The organism is Cupriavidus sp. TMH.W2 (assembly GCF_050847365.1).
In the GTDB taxonomy this organism is placed as follows: Bacteria; Pseudomonadota; Gammaproteobacteria; order Burkholderiales; family Burkholderiaceae; genus Cupriavidus.
Map to the genome: position 1 here is coordinate 837,050 of NZ_CP193792.1, position 26,995 is coordinate 864,044.

Below are 26,995 nucleotides of genomic sequence, written 5' to 3' on the forward strand. Positions count from 1 at the left end.
AAAAAAGCCCAGCTTGCGCTGGGCTTTCTTGATCGGAAGGGATCCGATTAACGTGCGCTGCGGGTGCCGACCACTTCGACTTCCACGCGGCGGTTCGGCTGCTGGCAGGAGATCTGAGCCTTGCGGTTGCCCTTGCACGACTTCGGATCGACCTTCAGCTGGCGCTTGCCCTTGCCTTCGGTGTAGACACGGTTGGCTTCAACGCCCTTGCTCACCAGGTAAGCCTTGACCGATTCAGCACGACGGATCGACAGGCGATCGTTGTACTTGTCCGAACCGAACGAGTCGGTGTGGCCAACGGCGATGATGACTTCCAGGGTGATGCCTTGCAGCTTCGAGACCAGGTCGTCCAGCTTGGACTTGCCTTCCGGCTTCAGGACAGCCTTGTCGAAATCGAACAGGGTGTCAGCAGCGAAAGTGACCTTCTCGCTGGACACAACCGGCGGAGCCACCGGAGCCGGTGCCGGTGCCGCAGCGGCCGGGGCCAGGGCGCCGTCGCACAGCGCGTTCGCCGTGGCCGGGGTCCAGGAGCTGTCGCGCCAGCAGAGCTCGTTCGTGCCATTCTTCCACACGTACTCGCTCGTACCGTTGCCCCAGTTGTCGTTCACTGCCTTCTTTTCATAAGGGACGGACTGAGCTTGAGCGGATGCAGCCATTACTGCGGTAGCTGCAACGAGCGCGAGCTTGGCAAATTTTTTCATATTTCTCCTCTCAGGATGAGATCACCGCAGGGTTACTGCGAGCAAATGGACGAAAACAAGTCATACATTCTTCGGAGTATAACATTCTCGATGTGGTGGATGCTCCACTTCGAACAATGTCTGGCTCTTCGCTGGGGAATTGTGCCACAAGGGTCGTTTCCTAAGAAGTAAATATATTCGATTCGCCGCATGGGTTTTGGGCCTGTGGTGTTTGTGCAACATGGGTCTTGTGTCGCCCGCAAAGCCTTGTGGCATCAGGGATTCCGGGTTTCGGGGAGGGCCTCGCGAGGCGTCTGGAAGGGCCTTCCGGAGAGCGGGAGGCGGGGGGTGGCGGCATGTTAGAATGGCACGTTGCCCAGCCGTCAGGCGCCCACTGTGCCGCGCGCCAAAGGGCCTGTCATTCGCTTAAACCTGCCGCATAAACCACGCCGCAATGGATCCATTCGCAAAAGAAACCCTTCCGGTCTCCCTCGAAGAGGAAATGCGCCGTTCCTATCTCGATTACGCCATGAGCGTGATCGTGGGCCGGGCGCTTCCTGATGTCCGGGACGGCCTGAAACCGGTGCACCGGCGCGTGCTGTTTGCGATGCACGAGCTCAACAACGACTGGAACCGGGCCTATAAGAAGTCAGCCCGTATCGTCGGTGATGTGATCGGTAAGTATCACCCGCACGGCGATACCGCAGTCTACGACACCATCGTCCGCATGGCGCAGGATTTCTCGCTGCGCTACATGCTGGTCGACGGCCAGGGCAATTTCGGTTCGGTCGACGGCGATAACGCCGCGGCCATGCGTTATACCGAAATCCGCCTGGCGAAAATCGCCCACGAGATGCTGCACGACATCGACAAGGAAACCGTCGATTTCGACAGCAACTACGACGGCTCTGAAAAAGAGCCCTCGATTCTGCCGGCGCGTATTCCCAATCTGCTAATCAATGGTTCGTCGGGTATTGCGGTGGGCATGGCCACCAATATTCCCCCGCATAACCTGAATGAAATCGTCGATGGCTGCCTGCACCTGCTGCGCAATCCGCAGGCGACGGTGGATGAACTGATTGAATTGATTCCGGCCCCGGATTTTCCGACCGCCGGGATTATCTATGGCATCCAGGGCGTGCGCGAAGGCTATCGCACCGGCCGCGGCCGCGTGGTGATGCGCGCCAAGACGCACTTCGAGGACATCGACCGCGGCCAGCGCCAGGCGATCATCGTCGACGAGCTGCCCTACCAGGTCAACAAGCGCACCCTGCTCGAGCGCATCGCCGAGCTGGTCACCGAGAAGAAGATCGAGGGCATTTCGGACATCCGCGACGAGTCTGACAAGTCCGGCATGCGCGTGGTGATCGAGCTCAAGCGCAACGAGGTGCCGGAAGTCGTTCTCAACAACCTATATAAGAACACCCAGCTGCAGGACACCTTCGGCATGAACATGGTGGCGCTGGTCGACCGCCAGCCCCGCCTGCTGAACCTGCGCCAGATGCTGGAGTACTTCCTGGCGCACCGCCGCGAAGTCGTCACACGCCGCACGGTGTTCGAGCTGCGCAAGGCGCGCGAACGCGGCCATGTGCTGGAAGGCCTGGCCGTGGCGCTGGCCAATATCGACGAATTCATCGCCATCATCAAGGCCGCGCCGACCCCGCCGATCGCCAAGCAGGAGCTGATGACCAAGGCGTGGGATTCCGCGCTGGTCCGTGACATGCTCGCGCGCGCCGAAGGCGAAACGCCGGGCGGACGTGCCTCCTATCGTCCGGACGGGCTGCCGGCGGTGTTCGGGATGCAGGCGGACGGCCTGTACCGTCTGTCCGATGGCCAGGCGCAGGAAATCCTGCAGATGCGCCTGCAACGCCTCACTGGCCTCGAACAGGACAAGATCGTCCAGGAATATCGCGACATCATGGCGGAAATCGCCGACCTGCTGGATATCCTGGCACGGCCGGAACGCATTACTACCATCATCGTCGACGAACTTACGGCGATCCGCGCTGAATTTGGCGACGAGCGCCGCTCGCAGATCGAGCTGAACGCGACCGAGCTGGACACCGAAGACCTGATCACCCCGCAGGACATGGTGGTCACGCTGTCGCACAGCGGCTATATGAAGAGCCAGCCGATTTCCGAGTACCGCGCGCAGAAGCGTGGCGGACGCGGCAAGCAGGCGGCGGCGACCAAGGAAGACGACTGGATCGACACCCTGTTCGTGGCCAATACCCACGACTACATCCTGTGCTTCTCCAACCGCGGCCGGCTGTACTGGCTGAAGGTGTACGAGGTGCCGCAGGGCTCGCGCAACTCGCGCGGGCGGCCGATCGTCAACATGTTCCCGCTGTCTGAAGGCGAGAAGATCAATGTGATCCTGCCGGTCAGGCAGTTTGACGCCGAGCACTTTATCTTCATGGCTACCGCCCGCGGCACGGTCAAGAAGACGGCGCTGACCGAGTTCTCCAACCCGCGCAAGGCCGGCATCATCGCGGTCGACCTGGACGAGGGCGACTACCTGATCGGCGCGGCGGTGACCGACGGCCAGCACGATGTGATGCTGTTCTCGGATGCCGGCAAGGCGGTGCGCTTCGACGAGAACGACGTGCGCCCGATGGGTCGCCAGGCGCGTGGCGTGCGCGGCATGAACCTGGAAGACGGCCAGGCCGTGATCGCCATGCTGGTGGCGCCCGCGGAAACCGCCGAAGAGGCCGCGCAAGCCGCCGTGCGCGGCAGCGTGCTGACCGCGACCGAGAATGGCTACGGCAAGCGCACCCCCATCGCCGAGTACACTCGACACGGCCGGGGCACCAAGGGCATGATTGCGATCCAGACGAGCGAGCGCAACGGCCGTGTGGTGGCTGCGGCACTGGTTTCGCCCGAGGACGAGATCATGCTGATCACCACCGGCGGCGTGCTGATCCGCACCCGCGTGGCCGAAATCCGCGAGATGGGCCGCGCCACGCAGGGCGTCACGCTGATCAACGTGGATGAAGGCACCAAGCTGTCCGGACTGCAGCGCATCGTCGAAAGCGATGCCGACAACGGTGCCGGCGGCGAAGAGGCCGAGGAAGCCGACGGCGCAGAGGGCGCCGAAGGTGCAGCCGGGGCCGATGCCGACGCCAATCCGTAAGACCAAACGTAAGTTGTTGCAACAATAGGACGCCAGCCGGAACTCGCTTCGCGGCTGGCCGGACTAAAACGGACGTATTTACCAGGGAGTCACAATGCTCAAAACCTACCGACGTATCGCTGTTCTGGCCGCTTTTGTTCCGACCTTCATGATGGCGCAGCATGCGCACGCGCAGGATGCGGAAAAGACGGCTGCTATCAAGGAACTGCTTTCCGTCATGCAGGCAGACCAGGCCGTCAAGGGCCAGGCAGACAACTGGCAGCAGGGCGCCAAGCAGGAAGCGCCGCTGGTGCTGGAGCAGGTGCTGGTCGAGAACAAGACCCTGAACGACAAGCAGAAGCAGGCCGCTGTCGAAAAGCTGAAGAAGAACGGCGCGGTGCAGCGCATGGTTGACGGCGCCGGCTCGGCGTTCAACACCGATGGCTTCCGCAAGGACGCGATCCAGGCGCACTACGATGCCTTCGGCAAGTACTACACGACGCAGGAACTGAAGGACCTGACCACCTTCCTGAAGTCGCCGACCGGCCAGAAGTTCATGGCCAACCAGGGCAAGGCGACCCAGGAGATCTGGGGTTCGATGATGCAGAAGTACGGTCCGCAGGTCGGCAAGTCGATGCGCGACGCGGCCGAGAAGGAAATCACCGCCGCTTCGAAGTGATCCCGGCGTGATCCACGACTGAATCAGACCGCCGCCCGCCTGCAGCGGCAGGCCGGCGCGGCACCGGGGCCAGCCCCGGGTGCCCAACGGGGCGCGGGTTTGAGGGATAATGGCTGCTTGGGTAACTCCGGCAGCCATTTTTTCATTCCCCGTCTCATGAACGATCCCCAGAATCCCGCTCTTGCCGGCATGATGCAGCGTGCATTGGCCGAACGCGTCTACAACTTCTCGCCCGGCCCGGCAGCGCTGCCTGCCGAAGTGCTGCAACAGGCTGCCGAGGAGATGCTGTCCTGGCGCGGGACCGGGGTTTCGGTGATGGAAATGAGCCACCGCAGCCGCGAATTCGAAGGCATCCAGGCCGAGGCGATCGCGGACCTGCGCGAACTGCTGCATATCCCCTCCAATTTCCACGTGCTGTTCCTGCAGGGCGGCGCCATCGGCGAAAACGGCATCGTGCCGCTGAACCTGATGCGCCTGCGCAGCGCCGACGCGCCCAAGGCCGACTTCGTCGTCACCGGCACCTGGTCGGTCAAGACCGAGCAGGAGGCGCGCCGCTATGGCACGGTCAATATCGCGGCCACCAGCGAGGCGCAGAAATTCCACCGTATCCCGGACGTTGCGGACTGGAAGCTGTCGGACGATGCCGGCTACGTGCACCTGTGCACCAACGAGACCATCGTCGGCGTTGAGTTCCAGGACATTCCCGATATCGGCCAGGTCAAGGGCGACCGCATCGTGGTGGCCGATGCTTCCAGCCATATCCTGTCGCGCCCGATCGACTGGTCGCGCGTGCAGGTGGTCTACGGCGGCGCGCAGAAGAATATCGGCCCGGCCGGCGTCACCATTGTGATCGTGCGCGACGACCTGATCGGCCACGCCCATCCGCTGTGCCCGTCGGCGTTCAACTGGCGCCTGGTGGCCGAGCACAACTCGATGTACAACACGCCGCCGACCTATGCGATCTATATCGCCGGCCTCGTCTTCAAATGGCTCAAGCGCCAGGGCGGCGTGCCCGCGATCGAGCAGCGCAATATCGCCAAGGCGTCGGCGCTGTACAACTACCTGGACCAGAGCGATTTCTATCGCAACGAGATCCATCCGAGTTGCCGCTCGCGCATGAATGTCCCGTTCTTCCTGGGCGACGAATCGCGCAATGAGGCGTTCCTGCAGCAGGCGCGGGCCAACGGCCTGGTGCAGCTCAAGGGCCACAAGACCGTGGGCGGCATGCGCGCCAGCATCTACAACGCCATGCCGCTCGAAGGCGTGGCGGCGCTGATCGATTTCATGCGCGAGTTCGAGCGTACCTCCGCCTGACGCGCATTCCCGCCGCCGGCCCGCGCCTGCCACGCACGGCGCGCCGGGCTGCAGCGGGCAGTTTTTCCCGGCCGCCGCGCCTGGCGGCCCACCGGATTCATACAAGATGACAAGCCAAGACCGCACCCCTGCGCGCGAGGAGACGCCGCCCAACGACAATCACCTGAGCGAAGCCGAGCGCAAGCTGTCGGTCGAGCTGGGCCCGCTGCGCGAGCAGATCGACACCGTCGACCGCGAGCTGCTGGCGATGCTGAACCACCGCGCCAAACTGGCGCTCGAGGTCGGCGAAGTCAAGAAGAAGTACGGCGCGCCGGTGTTCCGCCCGGAGCGCGAGCTGCAGGTCATCCGCAAGGTGCAGGGGGCCAACCCGGGCCCGCTGCTGGGCGAAAGCGTGGCGGCCATCTGGCGTGAGGTGATGTCGGCCTGCCGCGGGCTGGAGAAGCCGCTGGAAGTGGCCTTCCTGGGCCCGGCCGGCACGTTCTCCGAGCAGGCGCTGTACGCGCATTTCGGCCATGAGGTGTCGGGCGTGCCTTGCCCGAGCATCGACGAGGTGTTCCGCGCCGTCGAGGCGGGCACGGTCGAATACGGCGTGGTGCCGGTCGAGAATTCCACCGAGGGCGCGGTGTCGCGCACGCTCGACCTGTTCCTGCAGACATCGCTGAAGATCAGCGGCGAAATCGCGCTGAAGGTCCATCACAACCTGATGGCTTCCACGCCCGACATGCAGGGCGTCACTGTGGTGCGCGCGCATGCGCAGGCGCTGGCACAGTGCCAGCACTGGCTGACCGCCAACTATCCGCACCTGGAGCGCCAGGCCGTGTCGAGCAATGCCGAAGCCGCGCGCATGGCCAGCGAAGACCCGACCGTGGCCGCGATTGCCGCCGAGTCCGCCGCCAACCGCTATCACCTGCATCTGGTGCGCACGCACATCCAGGACGATCCGCACAACCGCACGCGCTTTGCGGTGATCGGCCGCTATGAGACCGAGCCCTCGGGCAGCGACCAGACCTCGCTGATCCTGTCCGTGCCCAACAAGGCCGGTGCGGTGTACCAGCTGCTGGCACCGCTGGCCGAGAACGGCGTGTCGATGTGCCGCTTTGAGTCGCGCCCGGCGCGCAGCGGCGCGTGGGAGTACTACTTCTATGTCGACGTCGAAGGGCACCAGCATGAGCCGGCGGTGGCGCGCGCGATTGAAGAACTGCGCCGCAACGCGGCCTACCTGAAGGTGCTGGGCTCGTATCCGTCGAGCAAGTAAGACCTTAGAGAAAGAACCAGGAGACGAGATGGCAGAGCAGGGTAAGCAAGGCGGCACGGTGTTCGGTCCCGACTATGTGCGGGCGATTTCGCCGTACATTGCCGGCAAGCCGATTGCGGAAGTCGCGCGCGAGTTCGGCCTGGAAGAGGCCGCCATCGTCAAGCTCGCCTCCAACGAGAATCCGCTGGGCATGCCCGAGTCAGCCCGCCGCGCGGTCGCTGAAGCCGTGGCCGAACTGGGCCGCTACCCGGATTCGAACGGCTTTGCGCTGAAGGCTGCGCTGTCGGCGCGCTTTGGCGTTCCCGCCGACTGGCTGACGCTGGGCAACGGCAGCAACGACATCCTGGAGCTGGCCGCGCATGCGCTGGTCGAGCCGGGCCAGTCGATCGTCTATGCCGAGTACTCGTTCGCCGTGTACGCGCTGGCCACGCAGGAGATCGGCGCGCGCGCCATCGAAGTGCCCGCGCGCGACTACGGCCATGACCTGGAGGCGATGGCCGCGGCGATCGCGCCGGATACGCGCCTGGTCTTTATCGCCAACCCGAACAACCCGACCGGGACCTTCCTGCCGGCCGCGCAGATCGAAGCCTTCCTGCAGCGGGTGCCGGCCCATGTGGTGGTGGTGCTGGACGAAGCGTACAACGAATACCTCGATGACGACCAGCAATACGATTCGCTTGCCTGGGTGCGCCGCTATCCGAACCTGATGGTATCGCGCACGTTCTCCAAGGCCTATGGCCTGGCGGGTTTGCGCATCGGCTACGCGGTGGCCCAACCGGAACTGACCGACCTGCTGAACCGAATCCGCCAGCCGTTCAACGTCAACAGCGTGGCGCAGGCGGCGGCCATCGCCGCGCTGGGCGATGCCGGGTTCCTGCGCCGCAGCGCGGAACTGAACCGCGACGGCAAGGCGCAACTGACCGGGGCCTTCGATCGACTCGGGCTCGAGTACGTGCCGTCGTCGGGCAACTTCGTGCTGGTGCGCGTGGGCGATGACGACGGCGCCGGTGGCCGCGTGAACCTGGCGCTGCTGAAGCAGGGCGTGATCGTGCGGCCGGTCGGCAACTACAACCTGCCGCGCTGGCTGCGCGTGACCATCGGCCTTCCGGAAGAGAACGCGGCGTTCATCGCGGCGCTGGAGCGAGCGCTGGCGTGAGCGCAGCCGCAGCAATCGGTGTCCCCGGGCGGGCGCTTTGCCCGCTGGAATGCCTGTCATTGAATTACCTCGGTCTGATCCGAGCCACTGCCGCTTGCGGCCTGAGATTGTGAGTGCATTGCATTTTTCCCGTGTTGTCATTGTCGGCGTCGGCCTGATCGGCGGCTCGCTCGCGCTGGCGCTCAAGCGCGCCGGCGTGGTGGGCACGGTGGTCGGGGTGGGGCGCTCGCCGGCGTCGCTGCAGAAGGCGCTGGACCTTGGCGTGATCGACGAGGCCGCGTCGCTGGCCGATGCCGCGCGCGGCGCCAGCGTGATCGTGCTGTGCGCGCCGGTGGCGCAGAACTTTGCGCTGCTGCACGCGCTGGAGCCGCACCTGGAGGCGGGCGCCATCGTCACCGATGCCGGCAGCACCAAGTCCGACGTGATCATGGCGGCCAAGACGGCGCTGGGCGACAAGGTCGCGCAGTTCGTGCCGGCACACCCGATCGCGGGGCGCGAGCTTAACGGCGTCGAGGCGGCGCTGCCGGACCTGTACTTCGGCAAGAAGACCGTGCTGTGTCCGCTGCAGGAAAATTCGCGCGCGGATGTGGCCGCGGTGCGTGCCATGTGGGAAAGCGCCGGCGCACAATGCCACGTGATGTCGGCGGTGCAGCACGACGCGGTGTTCGCCGCGGTCAGCCACCTGCCGCATGTGCTGTCGTACGCGCTGGTGGCGCAGGTCGCCAATGCGGAAGACGCGGCGCTGAAGCTGGATTTCGCCGGTGGCGGCTTCCGTGATTTCACGCGCATCGCGGCGTCGTCGCCGGAGATGTGGCGCGACATCTGCGTGGCCAACCGCGACGCGCTGCTGCGCGAGCTGAATACCTACCAGTCGGTGCTGGCGCACCTGAAGACGCTGATCGAAAAGAGCGACGGCGACGCGCTCGAACGCATCTTCACGCGCGCCAGCAAGACCCGGCTGGCCTGGGGCACCGAGCGTGCCGCGGGCAGCAATATCGAACCCTAGTCCTTTTCGCCAATCGCCTGACCGCGGCGCCTCGCGCCCACGAGAAACCATGGAACACCTGACGCTAGGCCCCCTGACCCGCGCCAACGGCACCGTCCGGCTGCCGGGCTCGAAGAGCATCTCCAACCGTGTGCTGCTGCTGGCCGCGCTGGCCAACGGCGAAACCCGCGTGCGCGACCTGCTCGATTCCGACGACACCCGCGTGATGCTGCAGGCGCTGCGTACGCTGGGCGTGGCCTGGCGGCAGGAAGGCGCCGACTATATCGTCACCGGTGCCGGCGGCAACTTCCCGAACAAGGCGGCGGAGCTCTTCATGGGCAACGCCGGCACCGCGATCCGACCGCTCACCGCCGCGCTCGCGCTGCAGGGCGGCAGCTACAAGCTGTCGGGCGTGCCGCGCATGCATGAACGGCCGATCGGCGACCTGGTCGATGGCCTGCGCCAGGTCGGCGCGGTGATCGGCTACCTCGGCAATGCAGGCTTCCCGCCGCTGCATATCCAGCCCGCCAGCATCCGCATCGATGCGCCGATCCGCGTGCGCGGCGACGTCTCCAGCCAGTTCCTGACGGCGCTGCTGATGAGCCTGCCGATGGCGCAGTCCGCCAGCGGCCGCATCGAGATCGAGGTGGTGGGCGAACTGATCTCCAAGCCGTACATCGAGATCACGCTGAACCTGCTGGCACGCTTCGGCATCCAGGTGGAGCGCCAGGGCTGGGAGCGTTTTGTGCTGCCGGCCGGCGCGGCCTATCGCTCGCCAGGCGAGATCTTTGTCGAGGGCGACGCGTCGTCTGCTTCGTATTTCCTGGCGGCCGGCGCGATCGGCGGCGGCCCGGTGCGGGTGGAGGGCGTGGGCATGGCCAGCATCCAGGGCGATGTGCGCTTTGCCGAGGCGCTCAACCGCATGGGCGCCAATGTGATGGCCGGCGACAACTGGATCGAAGTGCGCGGCACGGAACGCGACGACGGGCGCCTGCACGGCATCGAACTGGACTGCAACCATATTCCCGACGCGGCCATGACGCTGGCAGTGGCGGCGCTGTTTGCCGAAGGCGCGACCACGCTGACCAATATCGCCAGCTGGCGCGTCAAGGAAACGGACCGCATCGCGGCCATGGCGACGGAACTGCGCAAGCTGGGCGCTGTCGTGGAAGAAGGGGCGGATTACCTGCGCGTGACGCCGCCGCAGCCATGGCAGACCCCCGCCGACGGCATTGGCACCTATGATGACCATCGCATGGCGATGTGTTTTTCGCTGGCGGCGTTCGGGCCCTTGCCGGTGCGGATCAATGATCCGGGCTGCGTGGCGAAGACGTTCCCGGATTACTTCGGCGTGTTTGCAGGCGTGACGAGTTAAGCGCTGGCCAGGTCGCGGTCGGGCGCCGCCGGGATGTTGCCGCTGGCGGCGTCAGCCCGGCGGCGCTCCCGCTTTTCCCAGTAGCGGTCGAAGAAGTAGTGGGCCACGGTATTGACGGCCGGTTCGATGAAGGTGATGGCGCCGCTGATGGCAAGGCTGCCGGTCAGCGCATACGTCACGCTGAACGCGATGCCGAGGTGCATGATGCCGAACGTCAGGGTTTTGGCCATGGTAGATTGCCTCGCGACTGAATGAGGGGCGCCGCGCCACTGCGGCAACGTGCCATGGATAAAATGGTAATCATTCTCACTTGAATTAACAATCAATCGTTTCTCTTGTTTTTATAAAAAATGACTATCGTCAACGTCATCGCCATTGACGGGCCGACTGCTTCGGGCAAGGGCACTGTCGCGCACAAGGTCGCGGATGCCGTGGGCTTTCACCTGCTCGACAGTGGTGCCCTGTACCGGCTGGTGGCGCTGGCCAGCGACCGCGTCGCGGTCGACCTGGGCGATGTGGACGCCCTTGCAAGAATCGCTTCGCGCCTCGATGTGAAGTTCGGCCCTGACCGGGTCTGGCTGCAGGGCGAGGAAGTGAGCCTGGCGATCCGCGCCGAGGCGATCGGCAACCGGGCCTCGGCCATTGCCGTGCACCAGCCGGTTCGCGACGCCCTGACCCAGCTGCAGCGCAGCTTCCGCAAGCTGCCGGGGCTGGTGGCCGACGGCCGCGACATGGGCACCGTGATCTTCCCGGATGCGCAGCTCAAGGTATTCCTGACCGCAAGTGTCGAAGCGCGTGCACGCAGGCGCTATAAACAATTGATTGATAAGGGAATTTCTGCTAGTATTGAAGACCTTTTGCGTGACCTCGAGGCGCGCGACGCGCGGGATCGCACCCGTGCCGCCGCGCCGCTGCGTCCCGCCGAAGATGCAAAGCTGCTCGATACCTCCGACATGACGGTGGATCAGGCAGTGGCGCAGGTGCTGGAGTGGTTTGCCGCTGTGCGGCCCGGTGCATGAGATGCATGCGGGCGCATCCGTAGAAGTGGCGCACCCCGACGGCACCAGATGGCGTCGGCCCCGGGCAAGCCTGTGGCCGGCTTTTGTCAAACCTGACCCCGCTGCACTGGCAGACTGAGCGCGATAGTCGCGCCGGCCAGCGTACTGCGGATTTCACCTTACGTTTATGTCCGACCTGCAAACTAACGAATCCTTTGCCGCACTGTTCGAGGAATCGATCGCCCGCTCCAATATGAAGGCTGGCGAAGTGATCTCCGCTGAAGTCGTGCGCATCGACCACAACTTCGTGGTCGTCAATGCCGGCCTCAAGTCCGAGGCATTCGTGCCGGTGGAGGAGTTCCTGAACGACCAGGGCGAACTCGAAGTGCAGGCCGGCGACTACGTCTCCGTGGCCATCGATGCGCTCGAGAACGGCTATGGCGACACTATCCTCTCGCGCGACAAGGCCAAGCGCCTGGCATCGTGGCTGAACCTCGAGAAGGCGCTGGAAGACGGCGAAATCATCTCGGGTACCGTGACCGGCAAGGTCAAGGGCGGCCTGACGGTGATGGTCAACGGCATCCGCGCGTTCCTGCCGGGCTCGCTGGTTGACGTGCGCCCGATCAAGGACACCACCCCGTACGAAGGCAAGACCCTGGAATTCAAGGTCATCAAGCTGGACCGCAAGCGCAACAACGTGGTGCTGTCGCGCCGCGCCGTGGTCGAAGCGACCCTGGGCGAAGAGCGCCAGAAGCTGATGGAAACCCTGAAGGAAGGCGCCATCGTCAACGGTATCGTCAAGAACATCACCGACTACGGTGCGTTCGTTGACCTGGGCGGTATCGACGGCCTGCTGCACATCACCGACCTGGCCTGGCGCCGTGTCCGCCACCCGAGCGAAGTGCTGTCGGTTGGCCAGGAAATCACCGCCAAGATCCTCAAGTTCGACCAGGAAAAGAACCGCGTCTCGCTGGGCGTGAAGCAGCTGGGCGAAGATCCGTGGGTCGGCATCTCGCGCCGCTACCCGCAAGGCACCCGCCTGTTCGGCAAGGTGACCAACCTGACCGACTACGGCGCGTTCGTCGAGATCGAAGCCGGCATCGAAGGCCTGGTGCACGTGTCGGAAATGGACTGGACCAACAAGAACGTGGCCCCGTCCAAGGTTGTCCAGCTGGGCGACGAAGTCGAAGTCATGGTGCTGGATATCGACGAAGACAAGCGTCGTATCAGCCTGGGCATGAAGCAGTGCAAGGCCAACCCGTGGGACGATTTCTCGCGTAACCACAAGAAGGGCGACAAGCTGGCCGGCCAGATCAAGTCGATCACCGACTTCGGCGTGTTCATCGGCCTGCCTGGCGGCATCGACGGCCTGGTGCACCTGTCCGACCTGTCGTGGCAGGAAACCGGCGAAGAAGCCGTGCGCAAGTACAAGAAGGGCGACGAAGTCGAAGCCGTGGTCCTGGGCATCGACGTCGACAAGGAACGCATCTCGCTGGGTATCAAGCAGCTGTCGGGCGATCCGTTCAACAACTTCATCTCGGCCAACGACAAGGGCTCGCTGGTGAACGGCACGATCAAGGCCGTTGACGCCAAGGGTGCCGTGGTCCAGCTGGCTGACGACGTGGAAGGCTACCTGCGCGCTTCGGAAATCTCCGCTGACCGCGTGGAAGACGCCCGCAACGTGCTGAAGGAAGGCGAGCAGATCACCGCCCTGGTGGTGAACGTCGACCGCAAGTCGCGCAATATCAACCTGTCGATCAAGGCCAAGGACAGCGCAGAGCAGCAAGAAGCGATGCAGAAGTTCCAGGCTGACACCGGCACGGCTGGCACGACCAACCTCGGCGCCCTGCTGAAGGCCAAGCTCGGCCAGGACAACCAGTAATCGCAGGCCCCCGCGCTTGCGCGTATGCCCATGACCAAGTCGGAGCTCGTCGAAAAACTGGCTGCCCGCTTCCCTCAGCTGCTGCTGCGGGATGCGGACATCTCGGTCAAAACGATACTCGACGCGATGTCCGAGGCGCTGGCCGATGGCCACCGCATCGAGATCCGCGGATTCGGCAGTTTTGGTCTGAACAAGCGTCCGCCTCGCGTGGGGCGCAATCCCAAGTCCGGCGAACGAGTGCTGGTACCCGAGAAGCGGGTGCCGCACTTCAAGGCGGGCAAGGAATTGCGCGAACGGGTTGACCGCAGCCAGCCGGTGCCCTCGGGCATCAATGGCAACGGCCATTCCGGCGGCACGGCCCAGGCCGTGCCGGGCAAGGCAGGCCAGGGCGCGGCACCCGCCGCGCCAGCGGGTTTGCACGAGAACGGACTGAATTTCGTCCGCTCCTGAGCGTCCGGGCTTTGCCTGCCGCTGTGTTGTTTGCAAGAAAGCGCCCCAAGGGGCGCTTTTTTTGTCTGCCGGCCTTGCTGCGTGGCCTTTTCCCAGGTGCTGCGTCGTGCGCAGGAACGGGTCATCGATCCATGCCGGAAGCGCGTTAGCACCCCGTTACCCCCACGTTACCGAATAGGGGAAGTGATTCCGTTACAATGCCGGGGTCCTTGCCGGGCCTTGCACAGGCCACGTGGTTTGTCGCTGCCGACTGCCGCTGCCTTTGCGTTAGCCCCGTCCCAACGTCACGCTGCCTATCTGCATGAAACTGTTCGCCTGGATCGTCCGTATCGTCGTATTCGTGCTGCTGTTCGTGCTGGCGCTGCGCAATACCGCCGAAGTCTCGCTGCAACTGTTCTTCGACGCCGTCTGGCATGCGCCGCTGATCCTGATCCTGTTTGCCGCCTTTGCGCTGGGCGCGCTGGCGGCGCTGGCATCGGTGGCCCCCGGGCTGATGCGCCAGCGCATTGAGCTGGCGAAGCTGCGCCGCGCGGTCGCGGACACGCGCCCGGCGACGCCGGCGGCGGCATCGGCCGCTGCCCCGGCGCAGCGCGACGGCAAGTCTCCCTATAACGTAGTCGGCCCGAAAGTCTGATCCATGATGTTTGAAACCTGGTGGCTGCTGGCGCTGCCACTTGTCTTTGGCCTGGGCTGGATGGCGGCGCGCTTCGACGTGCGCCAGCTGATCAGCGAGCAGGGCGCCTTGCCGCGCTCCTACTTCAAGGGCCTGAATTTCCTGCTCAACGAGCAGCCCGACCAGGCTATCGATGCCTTTGTCGAAGTGGCCCGGCTGGACCCGGAAACCACCGAGCTGCACTTTGCGCTGGGCGCGCTGTTCCGCCGCCGTGGCGAAACCGAGCGCGCCATCCGCGTGCACCAGAACCTGGCCACACGCCCAGACCTGCCCGAGCCTGAGCGCGAGCACGCGCTGTTCGAGCTGGGCCAGGACTTCCTGCGCGCGGGCCTGCTGGACCGCGCCGAGGAATCGCTGCGCCGGCTGATGTCGGGCCCTTATGCGGCCTCGGCCAAGCGCGTGCTGCTCGAGCTCTATGAGGTGGAGAAGGAGTGGCAGAAGGCGATCGAAGCCGCGCGTGAGCTGCAGACGCTGGAGCAGAAGAACTACAGTCTGCAGATCGCCCAGTTCTGCTGCGAGCTGGCGCAGGATGCGCTGCAGCGCAAACGCCCGGAAGATGCGGTGAAATGGCTGAACCAGGCCGTCGCCGAGAATCCCGCCAACGTGCGTGCCCCGATCCTGCTGGGCGACGTGGCCGCGGCCGCAGGCGACGCGCGCGCGGCGCTTGGCCATTGGCTGGGCATCGAGCGGCAGGACGCGTCCTTCCTGCCGCTGGTGGCCGACCGCGTGGTCAAGGCTTATGCCAGCCTGGATGAGCAAGGCGCGGCGCTGGAATGGCTGCGCGGCCTGCTCAAGGGCAAGCTGGCGCCTGAGGTGCTTGATACCGCCTACAGGGCCGAACTGGACGTGAACGGCCCTGAAGCCGCGGCGCGCCTGATGCGCGAACAGCTGCGCCGCCAGCCGACGCTGCTGGCCCTGACCAGGTATTTCGAGGCGCAGGCGGCCGTGGCGGCGGCCACGCAGACCATCCGCGAGACCCCGGCGGGCCCGGCCGATGGCGCTGACGACGGCGCCGAGGACGGCGATGAGGCAGGCAAGGAAACCGCCGCCATCCGCGACCTGCTGCAGCTGCGCACCCGCAACCTGGCGCGCTACACCTGCCGCGATTGCGGCTTCCGTGCCCGGCTTTTCTATTGGCAATGCCCGGGCTGCAACCGCTGGGAAACCTATGCCCCGCGGCGTTCCGAGACCCTCGGCTGATCCCGGCGGCCGGTGCAACAGATCTTGAATTGAAGCTATGAAAGTCACCATTATTGGCAGCGGCTATGTCGGTCTCGTCACCGGCGCATGCCTGGCGGAGCAGGGCAACGATGTGTTCTGCCTGGACCTGGACGAACAGAAGATCGCCCTGCTCAACGCGGGCGGCGTGCCGATCTACGAGCCGGGCCTGCAAGAACTGATCCAGCGCAACCGTGCCGCCGGCCGCCTGACCTTTTCCACCGATGTGGCCGCCAGCGTCGAGCACGCCGACGTGCAGTTCATCGCCGTGGGCACGCCGCCGGACGAAGACGGCTCCGCCGACCTCAAGTACGTGCTGGCGGCGGCCCGCAATATCGGCCGCCACATGACGGGGTTCAAGGTGGTGGTCGACAAGTCGACCGTGCCGGTGGGTACCGGCGACCGGGTGAGCGCCGCGATCCGCGAGGAACTGGCCGCGCGCGGGCTCGAAGACCTGCAGTTCTCGGTGGTGTCGAACCCCGAGTTCCTGAAGGAAGGCGCCGCGGTCGAGGACTTCATGCGCCCGGACCGCATCGTGCTGGGCTGCAATGCCGATGCCGCGGGCCGTCACGCACAGGCCACCATGCGCCAGCTGTATGCGCCGTTCAACCGCCACCATGAACGGACCTTCTACATGGACGTGCGCTCGGCGGAGTTCACCAAGTACGCGGCCAATTCGATGCTGGCCACGCGCATCTCGTTCATGAACGAGCTGGCCAATCTGGCCGATGAGGTGGGCGCTGACATCGAGCTGGTGCGCATGGGCATCGGCTCAGACCCGCGCATCGGCTACAGCTTCCTGTATGCCGGCGCGGGCTATGGCGGCTCGTGCTTTCCCAAGGACGTGCAGGCGCTGATGCGCACGGCCGCCGACCACGGCAAGCCGATGCGCGTGCTGGAGGCGGTGGAGGCCGTCAACGACGCGCAAAAGCGCGTGCTGGGCGACAAGATCGTGCGCCGCTTCGGCGACGACCTGACCGGCAAAACTTTTGCAATCTGGGGCCTGGCGTTCAAGCCCAATACCGACGACATGCGCGAGGCGCCGTCGCGGGTGCTGGCGCGCGAACTGGTGTCGCGCGGCGCGTCGCTGCGCGTGCACGACCCGGTATCCATGGCCGAGGCTCGGCGCGTGCTCGATGCCGACCTGGCCGACCTGCCGGGCGCCGCCGCGCGCGTAAGCTTCCACGAGCACCAGATGGATGCGCTCGATGGCGCCGACGCCCTGGCGATCGTGACCGAATGGAAGGTGTTCCGCAGCCCCGACTTTGGCCAGATCAAGCAGCGCCTGAAGACGCCGGTGATCTTCGACGGGCGCAATCTGTATGAGCCCGAGGCGATGGTCGAACTGGGCATTGAGTATCTGGCGATCGGCCGGGGCATGCCGGGGCAGTGAGCCCGGCTCAATGATTATGCAATGCAATATGCCGGTGAGCATTGGCCCGGATGTTGCCAAGGAAACTCCATGAGCAAGAACAGCGTTTCGCAGGAACAGATCAGCCAGTCCAGCATCCTCGTGGTGGGCGACATGATGCTCGACCGCTACTGGTTCGGCGATGTGGACCGGATCTCGCCGGAGGCACCGGTACCCGTGGTCCAGGTAAAGCGCAGCGACGAACGCCTTGGAGGCGCCGCCAACGTGGCCCGCAATGCGGCCGCCCTGGGTGCCCGTGTCGGCATGCTGGGCGTGGTCGGCGAGGATGAGCCGGGCCGCACGCTGGAGGCACTGCTCGCCGAGAGCCGTGTACAGCCTTACCTGATGCGCGATCCGTCGCTGAGCACCACCATCAAGCTGCGCGTACTGGCGCACCAGCAACAGCTGCTGCGGGTCGATTTCGAGAAAGCGCCCACGCATGAAGTGCTGTTGTCGGTGCTCGAGGGCTTCAACGAGCTGATCCCGCAGTACGAGGTGCTGGTGCTGTCCGACTATGGCAAGGGTGGACTCACCCATGTCGGCCGGATGGTGGAGGCGGGCCGTGCCGCCGGGCGCAAGGTGCTGGTGGATCCCAAGGGGGATGATTATTCCAAGTACCGCGGCGCCACCCTGATCACCCCGAACCGTGCCGAGATGCGGCGTGTGGTCGGTGCCTGGAAGAGCGAGCACGACCTGACTGCGCGGGCGCAGAACCTGCGGCGCGAACTGCAACTGGAAGCCCTGCTGCTGACGCGCTCGGAGGAAGGCATGACGCTGTACACCGAGGCCGAGGTCCTGCATGTTTCGGCCCAGGCGCGTGAAGTCTATGATGTATCGGGGGCGGGCGATACCGTGATTGCAACGCTTGCCACCATGATGGCGGCGGGTGCGCCGCTCAAGCAGGCAGTCCAGCTCGCCAACCGGGCCGGCGGCATCGTGGTCGGCAAGCTGGGTACCGCAGTGGTTAGCTATCCCGAACTGTTCGGGGCCGCCGGCTGAAGCGCCGCCAACTTACCGACGCGCGTCAGCCGGATTCTCAGCGCAGTGTCGAACTGATCGTTGAATCGAACATGGCTATCATCGTCACAGGGGCTGCCGGATTTGTCGGCAGCAACCTTATCAAGGGACTGAACGCGCGTGGCGAGGGCAATGTCCTTGCCGTCGACAACCTGGCGCGCTCCGAAAAATTCCGCAACCTGGTGGATTGCGATATCCGGGACTACATCGACAAGGACGATTTCCTGGCCCGCTTCACGCGCGGGGACTTCGGCAAGGTGAAGGCCGTCTTGCACCAGGGCGCGTGCACCGACACCGCGGAACAGGACGGCCGCTATGTGATGGCCAACAACTACCGCTACAGCCAGGCGCTGATGGAAGCGTGCCTGGCGCAGGGCGTGCAGTTCATCTACGCGTCGACCGCTGCCGTGTACGGGGCCGCGCCGGGGTTCCGCGAGGAGCGCGATTGCGAACATCCGCTCGCCATCTACGGCTATTCGAAGTTCCTGTTCGACCAGGTGGCCAGGCGTGCCATGGCGGGCGCGTTGTCGCAGGTGGCCGGCCTGCGCTATTTCAGCGTCTATGGCCCCGGCGAAACCCATAAGGGACGCATGGCGTCCATGGTGCTGCAGGGCCTCGAGCAGTTCCGTGCCGAGGGCGCGATCAAGATCTTTGGCGAGTACGGGGGGTATGGGCCGGGCGCCCACTGCCATGACTTTGTTGCCGTGGAAGACGTGGTGAAGGTCAACCTCCACTTCCTGGAGCACCAGGGCAAGTCTGGGATCTTCAATGTCGGCACAGGACGTGCCGAGACCTTCAACGATATTGCCCGCACCGTCGTCAATACGGTGAGGCTGTCTGAGGGCAAGACCACCCTGGCGCTGGACGAGATCGTGCAGGAAGGCCTGATCGAGTATTCCCGCTTTCCCGAAGCGCTGCGCGGCAGGTACCAGTGTTTTACCCAGTCCGATGTGAGCCGGTTGCGCAGCGCCGGCTACACCGCGCCCTTCGTTCTCGCGCAAGAGGGTGTGGCGCGCTATTGCGAGTGGCTGCTGGCGCATGGCGCCTGAGTGCCGCGCCGCGATCCGCTCCGGACACGCTTCTGTGTAACCATGTGAACGTGTGTTGCCGCGTGCGCCGGCGCATGTGGTGAGCTCTATCCTGTTCCTGCCCTTGCCAATCCCGGCGAGGCGCCCAACCGGAAGGAGCTTCACAAATGCTAAAGACGTGGTTTGGACAAGGCTGCCTGCTTGCGGCAGCCTGGATGTTCCTGGCGGGCGCTGCCTTTGCGGCAGTGGATGTCAACACGGCTGACGAGGCGGCGCTGACCTCGATCAAGGGCATTGGCCCTGCCACCGCGAAGCGCGTTGTCGAAGAGCGCAACCAGCATGGCCCCTACAAGGATGCCGGTGACCTTGCCCAGCGGGTCAGCGGCGTGGGCCCGAAATCCGCCGCCCGGCTTGAGGAGGCCGGGCTGACGTTCGGGGCCAAGGCTGCCGTGCCCGCTGCCAAGACCGCAGCGGCGCCGGCGGCTCCGGCGGCAGCGCCGGGCAAGAAGTCGGCCGCGCGCTAGCGCCTGGCGGCATCACGGCGATAGCCTGTCGTGCATGCCGCCATGCTGTTTGCTCACTTCTCCCCTGATGTCTTTGGACCGGCCACGGCGGCGATGCCACAGCGCAAGGCGCAGGCCTTCGCGTGCCGCCGGGGCCGGAGTATCATGCGGACGCCGCCGCGGCCAAGCCGGCCGCATGGCCAAACCGCCTGACCAAACAACAGGGAGAAAACAATGAACAATGGCGATGACGCCGGATTCCTGCCGCGATGGCGTCTCAAGACCGAGGGCGTGATCGGACCTGACGAGCGCTTGCCGGCCGGGCAGACCGTGCTCGCAGGTGTCCAGCATGTGGTGGCAATGTTCGGGTCGACGGCAATCGCGCCCATTCTGATGGGGTTCAACCCCAACATCGCCATCCTTTTCTCGGGCATCGGCACGCTCATCTTCTTTCTTTGCGTACGTGGGCGGGTGCCGAGCTATCTCGGCTCCAGTTTCGCTTTTATCGCCGTCGTCATTGCCGCAACCGGCTATGCCGGCAGCGGGTCCAATCCCAATATTCCCGTTGCGCTTGGCGGCATCATCGCCGCCGGGGTGCTGTACACGGTGATAGGCCTGGTGGTGCAGGCGGTCGGCTATGCATGGGTCGAGCGGCTCATGCCGCCGGTCGTCACGGGTGCGATCGTGGCCGCCATCGGGCTGAACCTGGCCCCCGTGGCGGTGAAGGCGGTCAGCGGGTCGTCATTCGACACCTGGGTCGGGCTGCTTGCCGTGCTGGCGGTCGGCCTGGTGGCGGTGCGTGCGCCGGGCATGCTCGGTCGGCTGCCAGTGCTGATCGGCGGCCTGGCGGGCTATCTTGTCTACTATGTCGGCGCCAACCTGATGGGCCTCGGCAAGCCGATCGATTTTTCAGGCGTGGCGGCGGCCAGCTGGTTTGGGATGCCTGCCTTCACGGCGCCCGTCTTCGATGTCGGCGCCATGATGCTCGTGGCACCGGTGGCCATCGTGCTGGTGGCGGAGAACCTGGGTCACATCAAGGCAATCGGCGTGATGACCGGCCGCAATCTCGACCCGTATATCGGCCGGGCCTTCATCGGCGACGGTATCGCGACCATCCTCTCTGCCAGCGGCGGCGGCACGGGCGTGACGACCTATGCCGAGAACATGGGTGTGATGGCTGTCACCAGGATCTACTCCACGCTGATCTTTGTCGTGGCCGCTGCCGTCGCCATCCTGCTTGGCTTCTCGCCCAAGTTTGGCGCGCTGATCCTGACCATCCCCGGGCCGGTCATCGGCGGCCTCACGATCGTGGTCTTTGGCCTGATCGCGGCCACCGCAGGCCGCATCTGGGTGCAGAATCACGTGGATTTCTCCAGCTCGCGCAACCTGATCACCGTCGGCGCCACGCTGACCGTGGCGGCAGGCGACCTGACGCTCAAGCTTGGCGGCATGACGCTGGGCGGGATCGGTACCGCGACCTTTGGCTGCATGCTGCTCTATCACCTGCTGGGTGACGGCAACAAGGACGCGTAGCCACGGCCAGGCCATGGTGCGCCGGGGCCGGTGGGCAAAGCCCGGCCGTCGGCACGGGTAAGTGCGGTGGTTTACAATGGCCGCCAAAATACGACTCTCGCACCATGGCCTACAAGACAATAGAAGACACCATCGGCAACACGCCGCTGGTCCGGTTGCAGCGGATTCCGGGCGCCGCCAATGACGCACGTGGCAATGTGATCCTCGGCAAGCTGGAAGGCAACAATCCGGCAGGATCGGTCAAGGACCGCCCGGCCCTTTCCATGGTCGTCCGCGCAGAGGCCCGCGGCCGCATCAAGCCGGGCGATACCCTGATCGAGGCGACTTCCGGCAATACCGGCATTGCACTGGCCATGGCGGCCGCCATCCGCGGCTACAAGATGGTACTGATCATGCCGGAGGATCTCAGCCTGGAGCGCCGCCAGAGCATGGCCGCCTATGGCGCGGAGATCATCCTCACGCCGGTCAAGGGCGGCATGGAATACGCGCGCGACCTGGCTGATTCCATGGAGCGCGAGGGCAAGGGTGTGATCCTTGACCAGTTCGCCAACCCGGACAACCCGCTGGCCCACTATGAAACCACCGGGCCTGAGATCTGGCAGGAAACGCAGGGGCGTATTACCCACTTCGTGTCGGCAATGGGGACAACGGGCACCATTACCGGGGTGTCGCGCTACCTGAAGGAGCAGAACCCCGAAGTGCAGGTCGTCGGCGCGCAGCCTGCGGAAGGTTCGCGTATTCCGGGTATCCGCAAGTGGCCGGAAGCCTATATGCCGAAGATCTACGACCCGAAGTATATCGACCGCACGGAACCCGTCAGCCAGGCAGATGCCGAACACATGGCCCGTCGGATGGCGGCCGAAGAGGGCATTTTCTGCGGGGTTTCCGCGGCGGGCGCGCTCTGCGTGGCCCTGCAGGTAGCGGAAACCGTTGAGAACGCCACGATCGTCTTTGTGGTTTGCGACCGAGGTGATCGCTATTTGTCCACAGGCGTCTTTCCGGCCTGAGTTGGCGCGCGGCGACGGCTCCGTGCCCGAATTGCACCGCCAACACCTATGGCGGTGGAGCGTTGCGTCCGTGGCGTGCCGGCGTGCAAACCATGTCCCGGATAGCACGAGCATTCTGATGGCGCGGGGCCTGCTACGGGACCAGCGCCTCGCTTGGCTTGGAGGCGTAGCGGCCGTCCGGGCTTAATAAGGATACTGACGACAGATGGGAAAGAAGAAGTTGCAGTTGCTGTACCAGTGGTTGACCACGTCTCTCCTGCTCGTATATCCGGTTGTCGCACTGTTGATCCACAACGCGGGAAATGCCATTGCCTTCCTGTTCGTGGCCCTGGCCCTGGTCGCCCTGGCGATGCGGCTGCAACCGGAACGGCAGGGCTTCGCGGCGCTGCTGAGATCCTATTGGCCGCTGCATCTGGCCATGGTGTCCGCCTGCCTGGCGATCCTGTTCCAACAAGCCTGGAGCGGAGATTTCGGCATCAAGTACTACGACCGGGCCTTGCGGCTTGCCGCGTTTCCATTGATTTTCTGGGTGTTGTTCTTCGTGCCACGGCGCCATTTCCAATGGCTGCAGTGGGGTGTCGTGCTGGCGGCAATCGTGGCCATGGTCAAGGCATACATCTTCACGAAGGGCGGCAATGTCCGCGATGGCAATATCGGTTTCATCTCGATCATCGCCTATTCGGATATCGCGTTGCTGGCCGGTGTGCTTGCCCTGGTTTCCTTTGCCTGGAATGAACCGAAGCAGAAGCTGGTATTGCTGGCGAAAATGGGTGCCTGTGCAGCGGGGTTGTACACCAGCGTACTGACCGCCACGCGCGGCAGCTGGCTCGCCTTGCCGCTCTTCCTGGTGTTCTTCCTGTTTTTCGCGAGACTGAATATCCGCCATCGATGGGCGTGGGTCGCTTCGCTGGTGCTCGTGGTTGCGGTGATGTTCGGCCTGAACCAGCATGCGGCCAGCCGGTTCGTCGATACCCAGTCAGACCTGCAGGCATATTCACAGGGCGAAGGCAAATCCACTTCCACGGGCCATCGGCTGCAACTTTGGGGCGCGGCGCTGAAGCTGATCGCAAAGGCCCCCGTTTTCGGTATCGGTCGAGAGAACTACGACGCGGGCATCAGGGAAATGGTCCATAAGCATGAGGTCACGGAAGACCTGATGCGCTTTGCACACTCCCACAACGAGATCCTCTTCAACATGGTGATCTCGGGTATTTTTGGCTTGGCATCGATACTTCTGCTCTACCTGGTTCCGGGCTACTACTTCGCACGGGAACTAGGCCACGCGGACCGCGCTGTCCGCACGGCGGCACGGATGGGCTGCGTCCTGGTGCTCGGCTTTTTTGCCTTCGGCCTTACCGATCTGATGTTCTTCTGGCCGGTTCTGGCCGGCTACTACCCCATCATGGTTGCCGCGTTCCTGGCTTTTATCATCAAGACCCGGCAGGCGGCCGGCCCGCCGGCCGGGCCGCGCTGACGGCGGCGGCCGTCAGTTGGCCGCTTGCGCCCTGGCCCCCATCTCCTTCTTTTCCAGGATCCAGTCGTTGACGATGCCGTGGACCGTCTGCGGCTTGAGCTGTCGCATGCAGTCGCAGGTATCGGCCACGATCTTCTCGCAGGCCGAGCAGCTCTTCTGCATGGACAGGTTCTGAGCGCGAAGCCCCAGCGCTGCCCAGCGCCCCGGGTGCATGGGGCGGGTCGGCGGGAACAGCCCCAGCGTACGCTGGCCAATGGCCGCGGAAAGGTGCAACGGTCCGGTGCCGCTGGCGATGAGACCGTCGGCCTGCCGGATCAGCTGGGTCAGCTGCCCCAGGGTCTGGGCGCCGCAGACGCTGGTCACGTTGGGCAACTGCAGCAGCGCCTGCCCGTGCATCTTCAGCCATTCCCCTTCTTTGGCGCTGCCGGTCAGCCACAGGTGCACATCCGGCTGTGACCGCAGCCATTGCGCGAGCGCGGTGTAATGTTCGATCGGCCACTCGCGGCCGTGTCCGTTCGATTTGGTATGCAGTACCAGGTTGAAGCCGTAGGGCTGCAACTGCCGGGCGATTTCGCTGTTGACCGGGATGTCGAAGTGATACATGCCCGGAATCTCTTCGCGCGTCGGGATCGATCTGGGGCCGAAGGCGCGCAGGAACTCAAAATTGATCTGGGCCTCGTGATCTTCGGAAATCCGCTTGCTGAAGCGCACCCGGCGGTTGCAGTAGAACAGCAGGTACAGTTTCTGCCGCGCATTGCCGATCCGGTGCCTGATCCCGGCGCGGAATGCCGCATAGGCCAGGTCGCGGTCCGGTTGCGCCAGCAGCAAGGTGTCGATATCCGAATGCTTGAGGTATTCCGCCGGCGCATCGGCAATATCCTCCAGTTCGATGACCTGGTCGATATCCGTGCAAAAGCGCACCAGCGGCGCCGCATAGGCGCGGCACAGGAAACTGATCCTGGCGCCGGGATTCAGTTGCCGCAGGCGTGCCACCATGGGCAGCGTCAGGACGATGTCGCCGATATTGTCAGTACGGGAGACGAGGATATGCTTGCTTCGTATTGCCATGACTCTTGAAGATGACTCGGTAGTGCTGCGGGGCGCCGGACAAAGCCGTTATTTCAGGACCCGCTTGCGCAGATAGCGCAGATACCACTTCAGGCTTTCCGCGGGCCGCCCCTGGCGGTACATGAAGCGCGAATGCATGCGCATTTCCTTGGTATTGCGCGGCGCCGGATCGAGCGGCAGATCCTGCCACGGCGACAATCCCAGGTATTTGTGGAACAGCTTGCGCGCGTCATGGCCGCTCCAGTCCGCCCATGGTTTGACCGACCCGGCGAAATGGATGAACACGGCCTTGCCGACCGGGCGCATGGCGAACTTGTTCACATTCAGGTCGTGAATCAGGTCATACAGGTAGTTCCAGCGCGGCGAGACATAGCGGGCGCGGCCGTTGAGCACGATATTCAGTGCATCCTGGTCGTTAAAGCGCATGTCGGTCTTGCTTTCGAGCAGGGCTTTCATGGTCTGCCCGGTAATGTCCTCTTGCAGCCAGCGTTCGATATTGATGAACAGCACGCCGCCGTTGAAGTACTCGTTGTGCTTCAGGCCCAGGGCGGCCACGCGGCGCTGCAGGGTGACCGGCGCATCCGGCACGACCACCGCGATGTCCTCGCTGATGTCCATGTCGACCAGTTCGTCCAGCCGGTTGACGCACAGGATGTCGGCATCCAGGTACAGCACCCGATCCGTCTGGCCTTGCAGCACGCTGGGAATCACCAGCCGCGTGAAGATCGACAGCGAATAGTGCGAGTGGCCCAGGAAATGCGAAAACTGCTTGAACGAACCAAGGTCCAGCACGTGCAGGCGCGTGCTGACGCCGGGGTACATCGATTCCAGACGCGCCAGGCGGCGCTGGTTATCCGCCGAGGCCGACAGCGTCAGCACGTGGAAGGTAAAGTGCTGCCCCGGGTTGTTGTCGATGATCGAGCCAATGGTGCCGCCCATCGCCCGGAAATAGTTATCGTCAACGCAGAATGCGATGTGGAAAGACGGCTTGCCGTTCGGACCCGTCTCCGGGGTCGTGGTGAGCGCAGGGGCGGTCGCTTGGGGGTTCATGGGATGGCTCGGATGACCTGTTCGACGGAAATGGCCTTGACCCAGTCCCGCGCGTTGGGGGCAGTGATCACGGTGCTGTGGTTGCGATCGATGGGGGTCCACTCAGGGTTCTTCTGGCGCATCAGCGCGATCACCGGCACATGGACCGCATTGGCCAGGTGCATCACCGCGGTTTCCACGGAAATGATGAGGTCGCATTGCGCCAGCAGGGCCGGGAGCTGGAAGAAGTTGTCCTCGGCGCTGAACAGTTCGGTGCGCTGCAGGCGGAAACTGCCGATGACCTGGCGGGCATGCGCCAGCTCCTGCGGGACCGCGTTGACCACAAAGCTGCTGTCGCGCCACGCGTCGAGCCGCTGCATGGCCTGGATCAGTTCCGCGGCGTGCTCCAGCGGCCAGCAACGCTTCCTGGTCTTGGCGTAGGGATTGACAAAGACCAGCTTGCCGGGACGCGGCTCGAACCCCCAGGCCGCCAGCTGTTTGCGCGCATGATGCCGCCAGGCGTCGGGGATCTCCACGAACGGGAAGCGCCCGGCGGCATCCACCTCCGGCCCGCCGATCTGCCGGAACCAGTGCGCGTAGACGTCACTGATATGCTGCGGATTGGCGCGGTCGACCCGATATGAGGGGATGGCGGCATCCAGCTTGCGGTAGGCCAGCCGATGGTGAGGCTGGAAGAACTTGACCGGTTTTTCCATGCCGACGATCCAGCCATCGGGACTGATTGCGCGCGCCAGCGTGGCGTACTGGTGTGGCCGCAACGTGGCCAGCGAGACGACGATGGGGTAATGCTCCTGCCGGGCCTCGCGGATCGACGCCTCATACAGTTCAGGGCTGTAGGTCTGGGTATAGACCTTCTTGAAGAATCCGCACGCCCCCACCCAGTCGTACAGCGAGTACTTCTTCAGGTGCTCCCATTCCGCGGAATTGCTCGTGCGCCGCACTTCATCCACCCAGAGGTGGACGCTGAGGTGCGGGTAGGCCTCGGCGAAGGCCTTGAAGAAATTCTGCAGGTAGGTGAAGTCGCCCAGCGCCAGGTGGGCGATGAACAGGATCTTGTCCGACTTCCGAAGCAGTTCTGCTGGAATCAAGGTCTGGGTCTGGGTCACGGATTACTCATGTGGAAAGTC

General features: G+C 64.5%; 24 protein-coding genes. 19 read left to right on the top strand and 5 right to left on the bottom strand.

Features of this window, described 5'->3' with window-relative positions; all coding sequences use genetic code 11:
• Positions 1-47 precede the first annotated feature (47 nt).
• Positions 48-701, bottom strand: coding sequence for an outer membrane protein OmpA (ompA, locus tag ACREYQ_RS03890; protein ID WP_432259477.1), 654 nt, complete (start codon positions 699-701; stop codon positions 48-50).
• Between the two features lie 433 nt (positions 702-1,134).
• Between ompA and gyrA the strand changes: the two genes are divergently transcribed.
• The 7 genes from gyrA to aroA all read left to right on the top strand — a co-directional run bounded on the left by gyrA (position 1,135) and on the right by aroA (position 10,556).
• On the top strand, positions 1,135-3,813 hold the full coding sequence (gene gyrA, locus ACREYQ_RS03895; RefSeq protein WP_432259478.1) for a DNA gyrase subunit A: 2,679 nt from the start codon (positions 1,135-1,137) through the stop codon (positions 3,811-3,813).
• 94 nt (positions 3,814-3,907) lie between these two features.
• Positions 3,908-4,471: a DUF2059 domain-containing protein gene (locus ACREYQ_RS03900; RefSeq protein ID WP_432259479.1), complete on the top strand. Its 564-nt coding sequence runs from the start codon at positions 3,908-3,910 to the stop codon at positions 4,469-4,471.
• Between the two features lie 156 nt (positions 4,472-4,627).
• Complete coding sequence (gene serC, locus ACREYQ_RS03905; RefSeq protein WP_432259480.1) at positions 4,628-5,785, top strand: 3-phosphoserine/phosphohydroxythreonine transaminase; 1,158 nt, start codon at positions 4,628-4,630, stop codon at positions 5,783-5,785.
• A 106-nt stretch (positions 5,786-5,891) separates the two neighbouring features.
• On the top strand, positions 5,892-7,040 hold the full coding sequence (gene pheA, locus ACREYQ_RS03910; protein WP_432259481.1) for a prephenate dehydratase: 1,149 nt from the start codon (positions 5,892-5,894) through the stop codon (positions 7,038-7,040).
• A 28-nt stretch (positions 7,041-7,068) separates the two neighbouring features.
• Positions 7,069-8,196: a histidinol-phosphate transaminase gene (gene hisC / locus ACREYQ_RS03915; RefSeq protein ID WP_432259482.1), complete on the top strand. Its 1,128-nt coding sequence runs from the start codon at positions 7,069-7,071 to the stop codon at positions 8,194-8,196.
• 109 nt (positions 8,197-8,305) lie between these two features.
• The gene (locus tag ACREYQ_RS03920; RefSeq protein ID WP_432259483.1) at positions 8,306-9,202 is read left to right on the top strand and encodes a prephenate dehydrogenase; all 897 of its coding nucleotides are present in this window, start codon (positions 8,306-8,308) and stop codon (positions 9,200-9,202) included.
• A gap of 49 nt (positions 9,203-9,251) precedes the next feature.
• Positions 9,252-10,556 (top strand): 3-phosphoshikimate 1-carboxyvinyltransferase, encoded by a 1,305-nt coding sequence (gene aroA, locus ACREYQ_RS03925; protein ID WP_432259484.1) that lies wholly within the window; start codon positions 9,252-9,254, stop codon positions 10,554-10,556.
• Here the strand turns inward: aroA and ACREYQ_RS03930 are convergent.
• Positions 10,553-10,786 (bottom strand): DUF2061 domain-containing protein, encoded by a 234-nt coding sequence (locus ACREYQ_RS03930; RefSeq protein ID WP_432259485.1) that lies wholly within the window; start codon positions 10,784-10,786, stop codon positions 10,553-10,555. The genes aroA and ACREYQ_RS03930 overlap by 4 nt on opposite strands.
• A gap of 120 nt (positions 10,787-10,906) precedes the next feature.
• On the opposite strand from ACREYQ_RS03930, the gene cmk reads away from it, so the two are divergent.
• From cmk to ACREYQ_RS03990, 12 genes are all read left to right on the top strand, one after another.
• The gene (gene cmk / locus ACREYQ_RS03935) at positions 10,907-11,575 is read left to right on the top strand and encodes a (d)CMP kinase (protein ID WP_432259486.1); all 669 of its coding nucleotides are present in this window, start codon (positions 10,907-10,909) and stop codon (positions 11,573-11,575) included.
• A gap of 166 nt (positions 11,576-11,741) precedes the next feature.
• Entirely contained in the window at positions 11,742-13,436 is a 1,695-nt protein-coding gene (gene rpsA / locus ACREYQ_RS03940; RefSeq protein WP_432259487.1) for a 30S ribosomal protein S1, read from the top strand.
• 30 nt (positions 13,437-13,466) lie between these two features.
• Complete coding sequence (locus ACREYQ_RS03945; protein ID WP_432259488.1) at positions 13,467-13,886, top strand: integration host factor subunit beta; 420 nt, start codon at positions 13,467-13,469, stop codon at positions 13,884-13,886.
• 301 nt (positions 13,887-14,187) lie between these two features.
• A complete protein-coding gene (locus ACREYQ_RS03950; RefSeq protein ID WP_432259489.1) occupies positions 14,188-14,520 on the top strand; it encodes a lipopolysaccharide assembly protein LapA domain-containing protein in 333 nt (110 codons plus the stop codon).
• Positions 14,521-14,523: 3 nt separating this feature from the next.
• Positions 14,524-15,759, top strand: coding sequence for a lipopolysaccharide assembly protein LapB (lapB, locus tag ACREYQ_RS03955; RefSeq protein ID WP_432259490.1), 1,236 nt, complete (start codon positions 14,524-14,526; stop codon positions 15,757-15,759).
• Between the two features lie 37 nt (positions 15,760-15,796).
• The gene (locus ACREYQ_RS03960) at positions 15,797-17,170 is read left to right on the top strand and encodes a UDP-glucose dehydrogenase family protein (RefSeq protein ID WP_432259491.1); all 1,374 of its coding nucleotides are present in this window, start codon (positions 15,797-15,799) and stop codon (positions 17,168-17,170) included.
• A gap of 69 nt (positions 17,171-17,239) precedes the next feature.
• The gene (gene rfaE1 / locus ACREYQ_RS03965) at positions 17,240-18,187 is read left to right on the top strand and encodes a D-glycero-beta-D-manno-heptose-7-phosphate kinase (RefSeq protein WP_432259492.1); all 948 of its coding nucleotides are present in this window, start codon (positions 17,240-17,242) and stop codon (positions 18,185-18,187) included.
• Between the two features lie 71 nt (positions 18,188-18,258).
• The gene (gene rfaD, locus ACREYQ_RS03970) at positions 18,259-19,254 is read left to right on the top strand and encodes an ADP-glyceromanno-heptose 6-epimerase (RefSeq protein ID WP_432259493.1); all 996 of its coding nucleotides are present in this window, start codon (positions 18,259-18,261) and stop codon (positions 19,252-19,254) included.
• Between the two features lie 146 nt (positions 19,255-19,400).
• On the top strand, positions 19,401-19,757 hold the full coding sequence (locus ACREYQ_RS03975; protein ID WP_432259494.1) for a ComEA family DNA-binding protein: 357 nt from the start codon (positions 19,401-19,403) through the stop codon (positions 19,755-19,757).
• A gap of 213 nt (positions 19,758-19,970) precedes the next feature.
• Positions 19,971-21,269, top strand: a complete 1,299-nt coding sequence (locus tag ACREYQ_RS03980) for a solute carrier family 23 protein (protein ID WP_432259495.1) — start codon at positions 19,971-19,973, stop codon at positions 21,267-21,269.
• Positions 21,270-21,373: 104 nt separating this feature from the next.
• Entirely contained in the window at positions 21,374-22,276 is a 903-nt protein-coding gene (gene cysM, locus ACREYQ_RS03985; RefSeq protein WP_432259496.1) for a cysteine synthase CysM, read from the top strand.
• A gap of 205 nt (positions 22,277-22,481) precedes the next feature.
• The gene (locus ACREYQ_RS03990) at positions 22,482-23,750 is read left to right on the top strand and encodes an O-antigen ligase family protein (protein ID WP_432259497.1); all 1,269 of its coding nucleotides are present in this window, start codon (positions 22,482-22,484) and stop codon (positions 23,748-23,750) included.
• Between the two features lie 12 nt (positions 23,751-23,762).
• Here the strand turns inward: ACREYQ_RS03990 and ACREYQ_RS03995 are convergent, their stop codons facing one another.
• Genes ACREYQ_RS03995 through ACREYQ_RS04005 form a run of 3 tightly spaced genes read right to left on the bottom strand, consistent with a single transcriptional unit; the run spans position 23,763 to position 26,974 of the window.
• Positions 23,763-24,818, bottom strand: a complete 1,056-nt coding sequence (locus ACREYQ_RS03995; RefSeq protein WP_432259498.1) for a glycosyltransferase family 9 protein — start codon at positions 24,816-24,818, stop codon at positions 23,763-23,765.
• 48 nt (positions 24,819-24,866) lie between these two features.
• Positions 24,867-25,868 (bottom strand): glycosyltransferase family 8 protein, encoded by a 1,002-nt coding sequence (locus ACREYQ_RS04000; protein WP_432259499.1) that lies wholly within the window; start codon positions 25,866-25,868, stop codon positions 24,867-24,869.
• The gene (locus ACREYQ_RS04005) at positions 25,865-26,974 is read right to left on the bottom strand and encodes a glycosyltransferase family 9 protein (RefSeq protein ID WP_432259500.1); all 1,110 of its coding nucleotides are present in this window, start codon (positions 26,972-26,974) and stop codon (positions 25,865-25,867) included. Before ACREYQ_RS04005 ends, ACREYQ_RS04000 begins: the two co-directional genes overlap by 4 nt.
• Between the last annotated feature and the right edge of the window lie 21 nt (positions 26,975-26,995).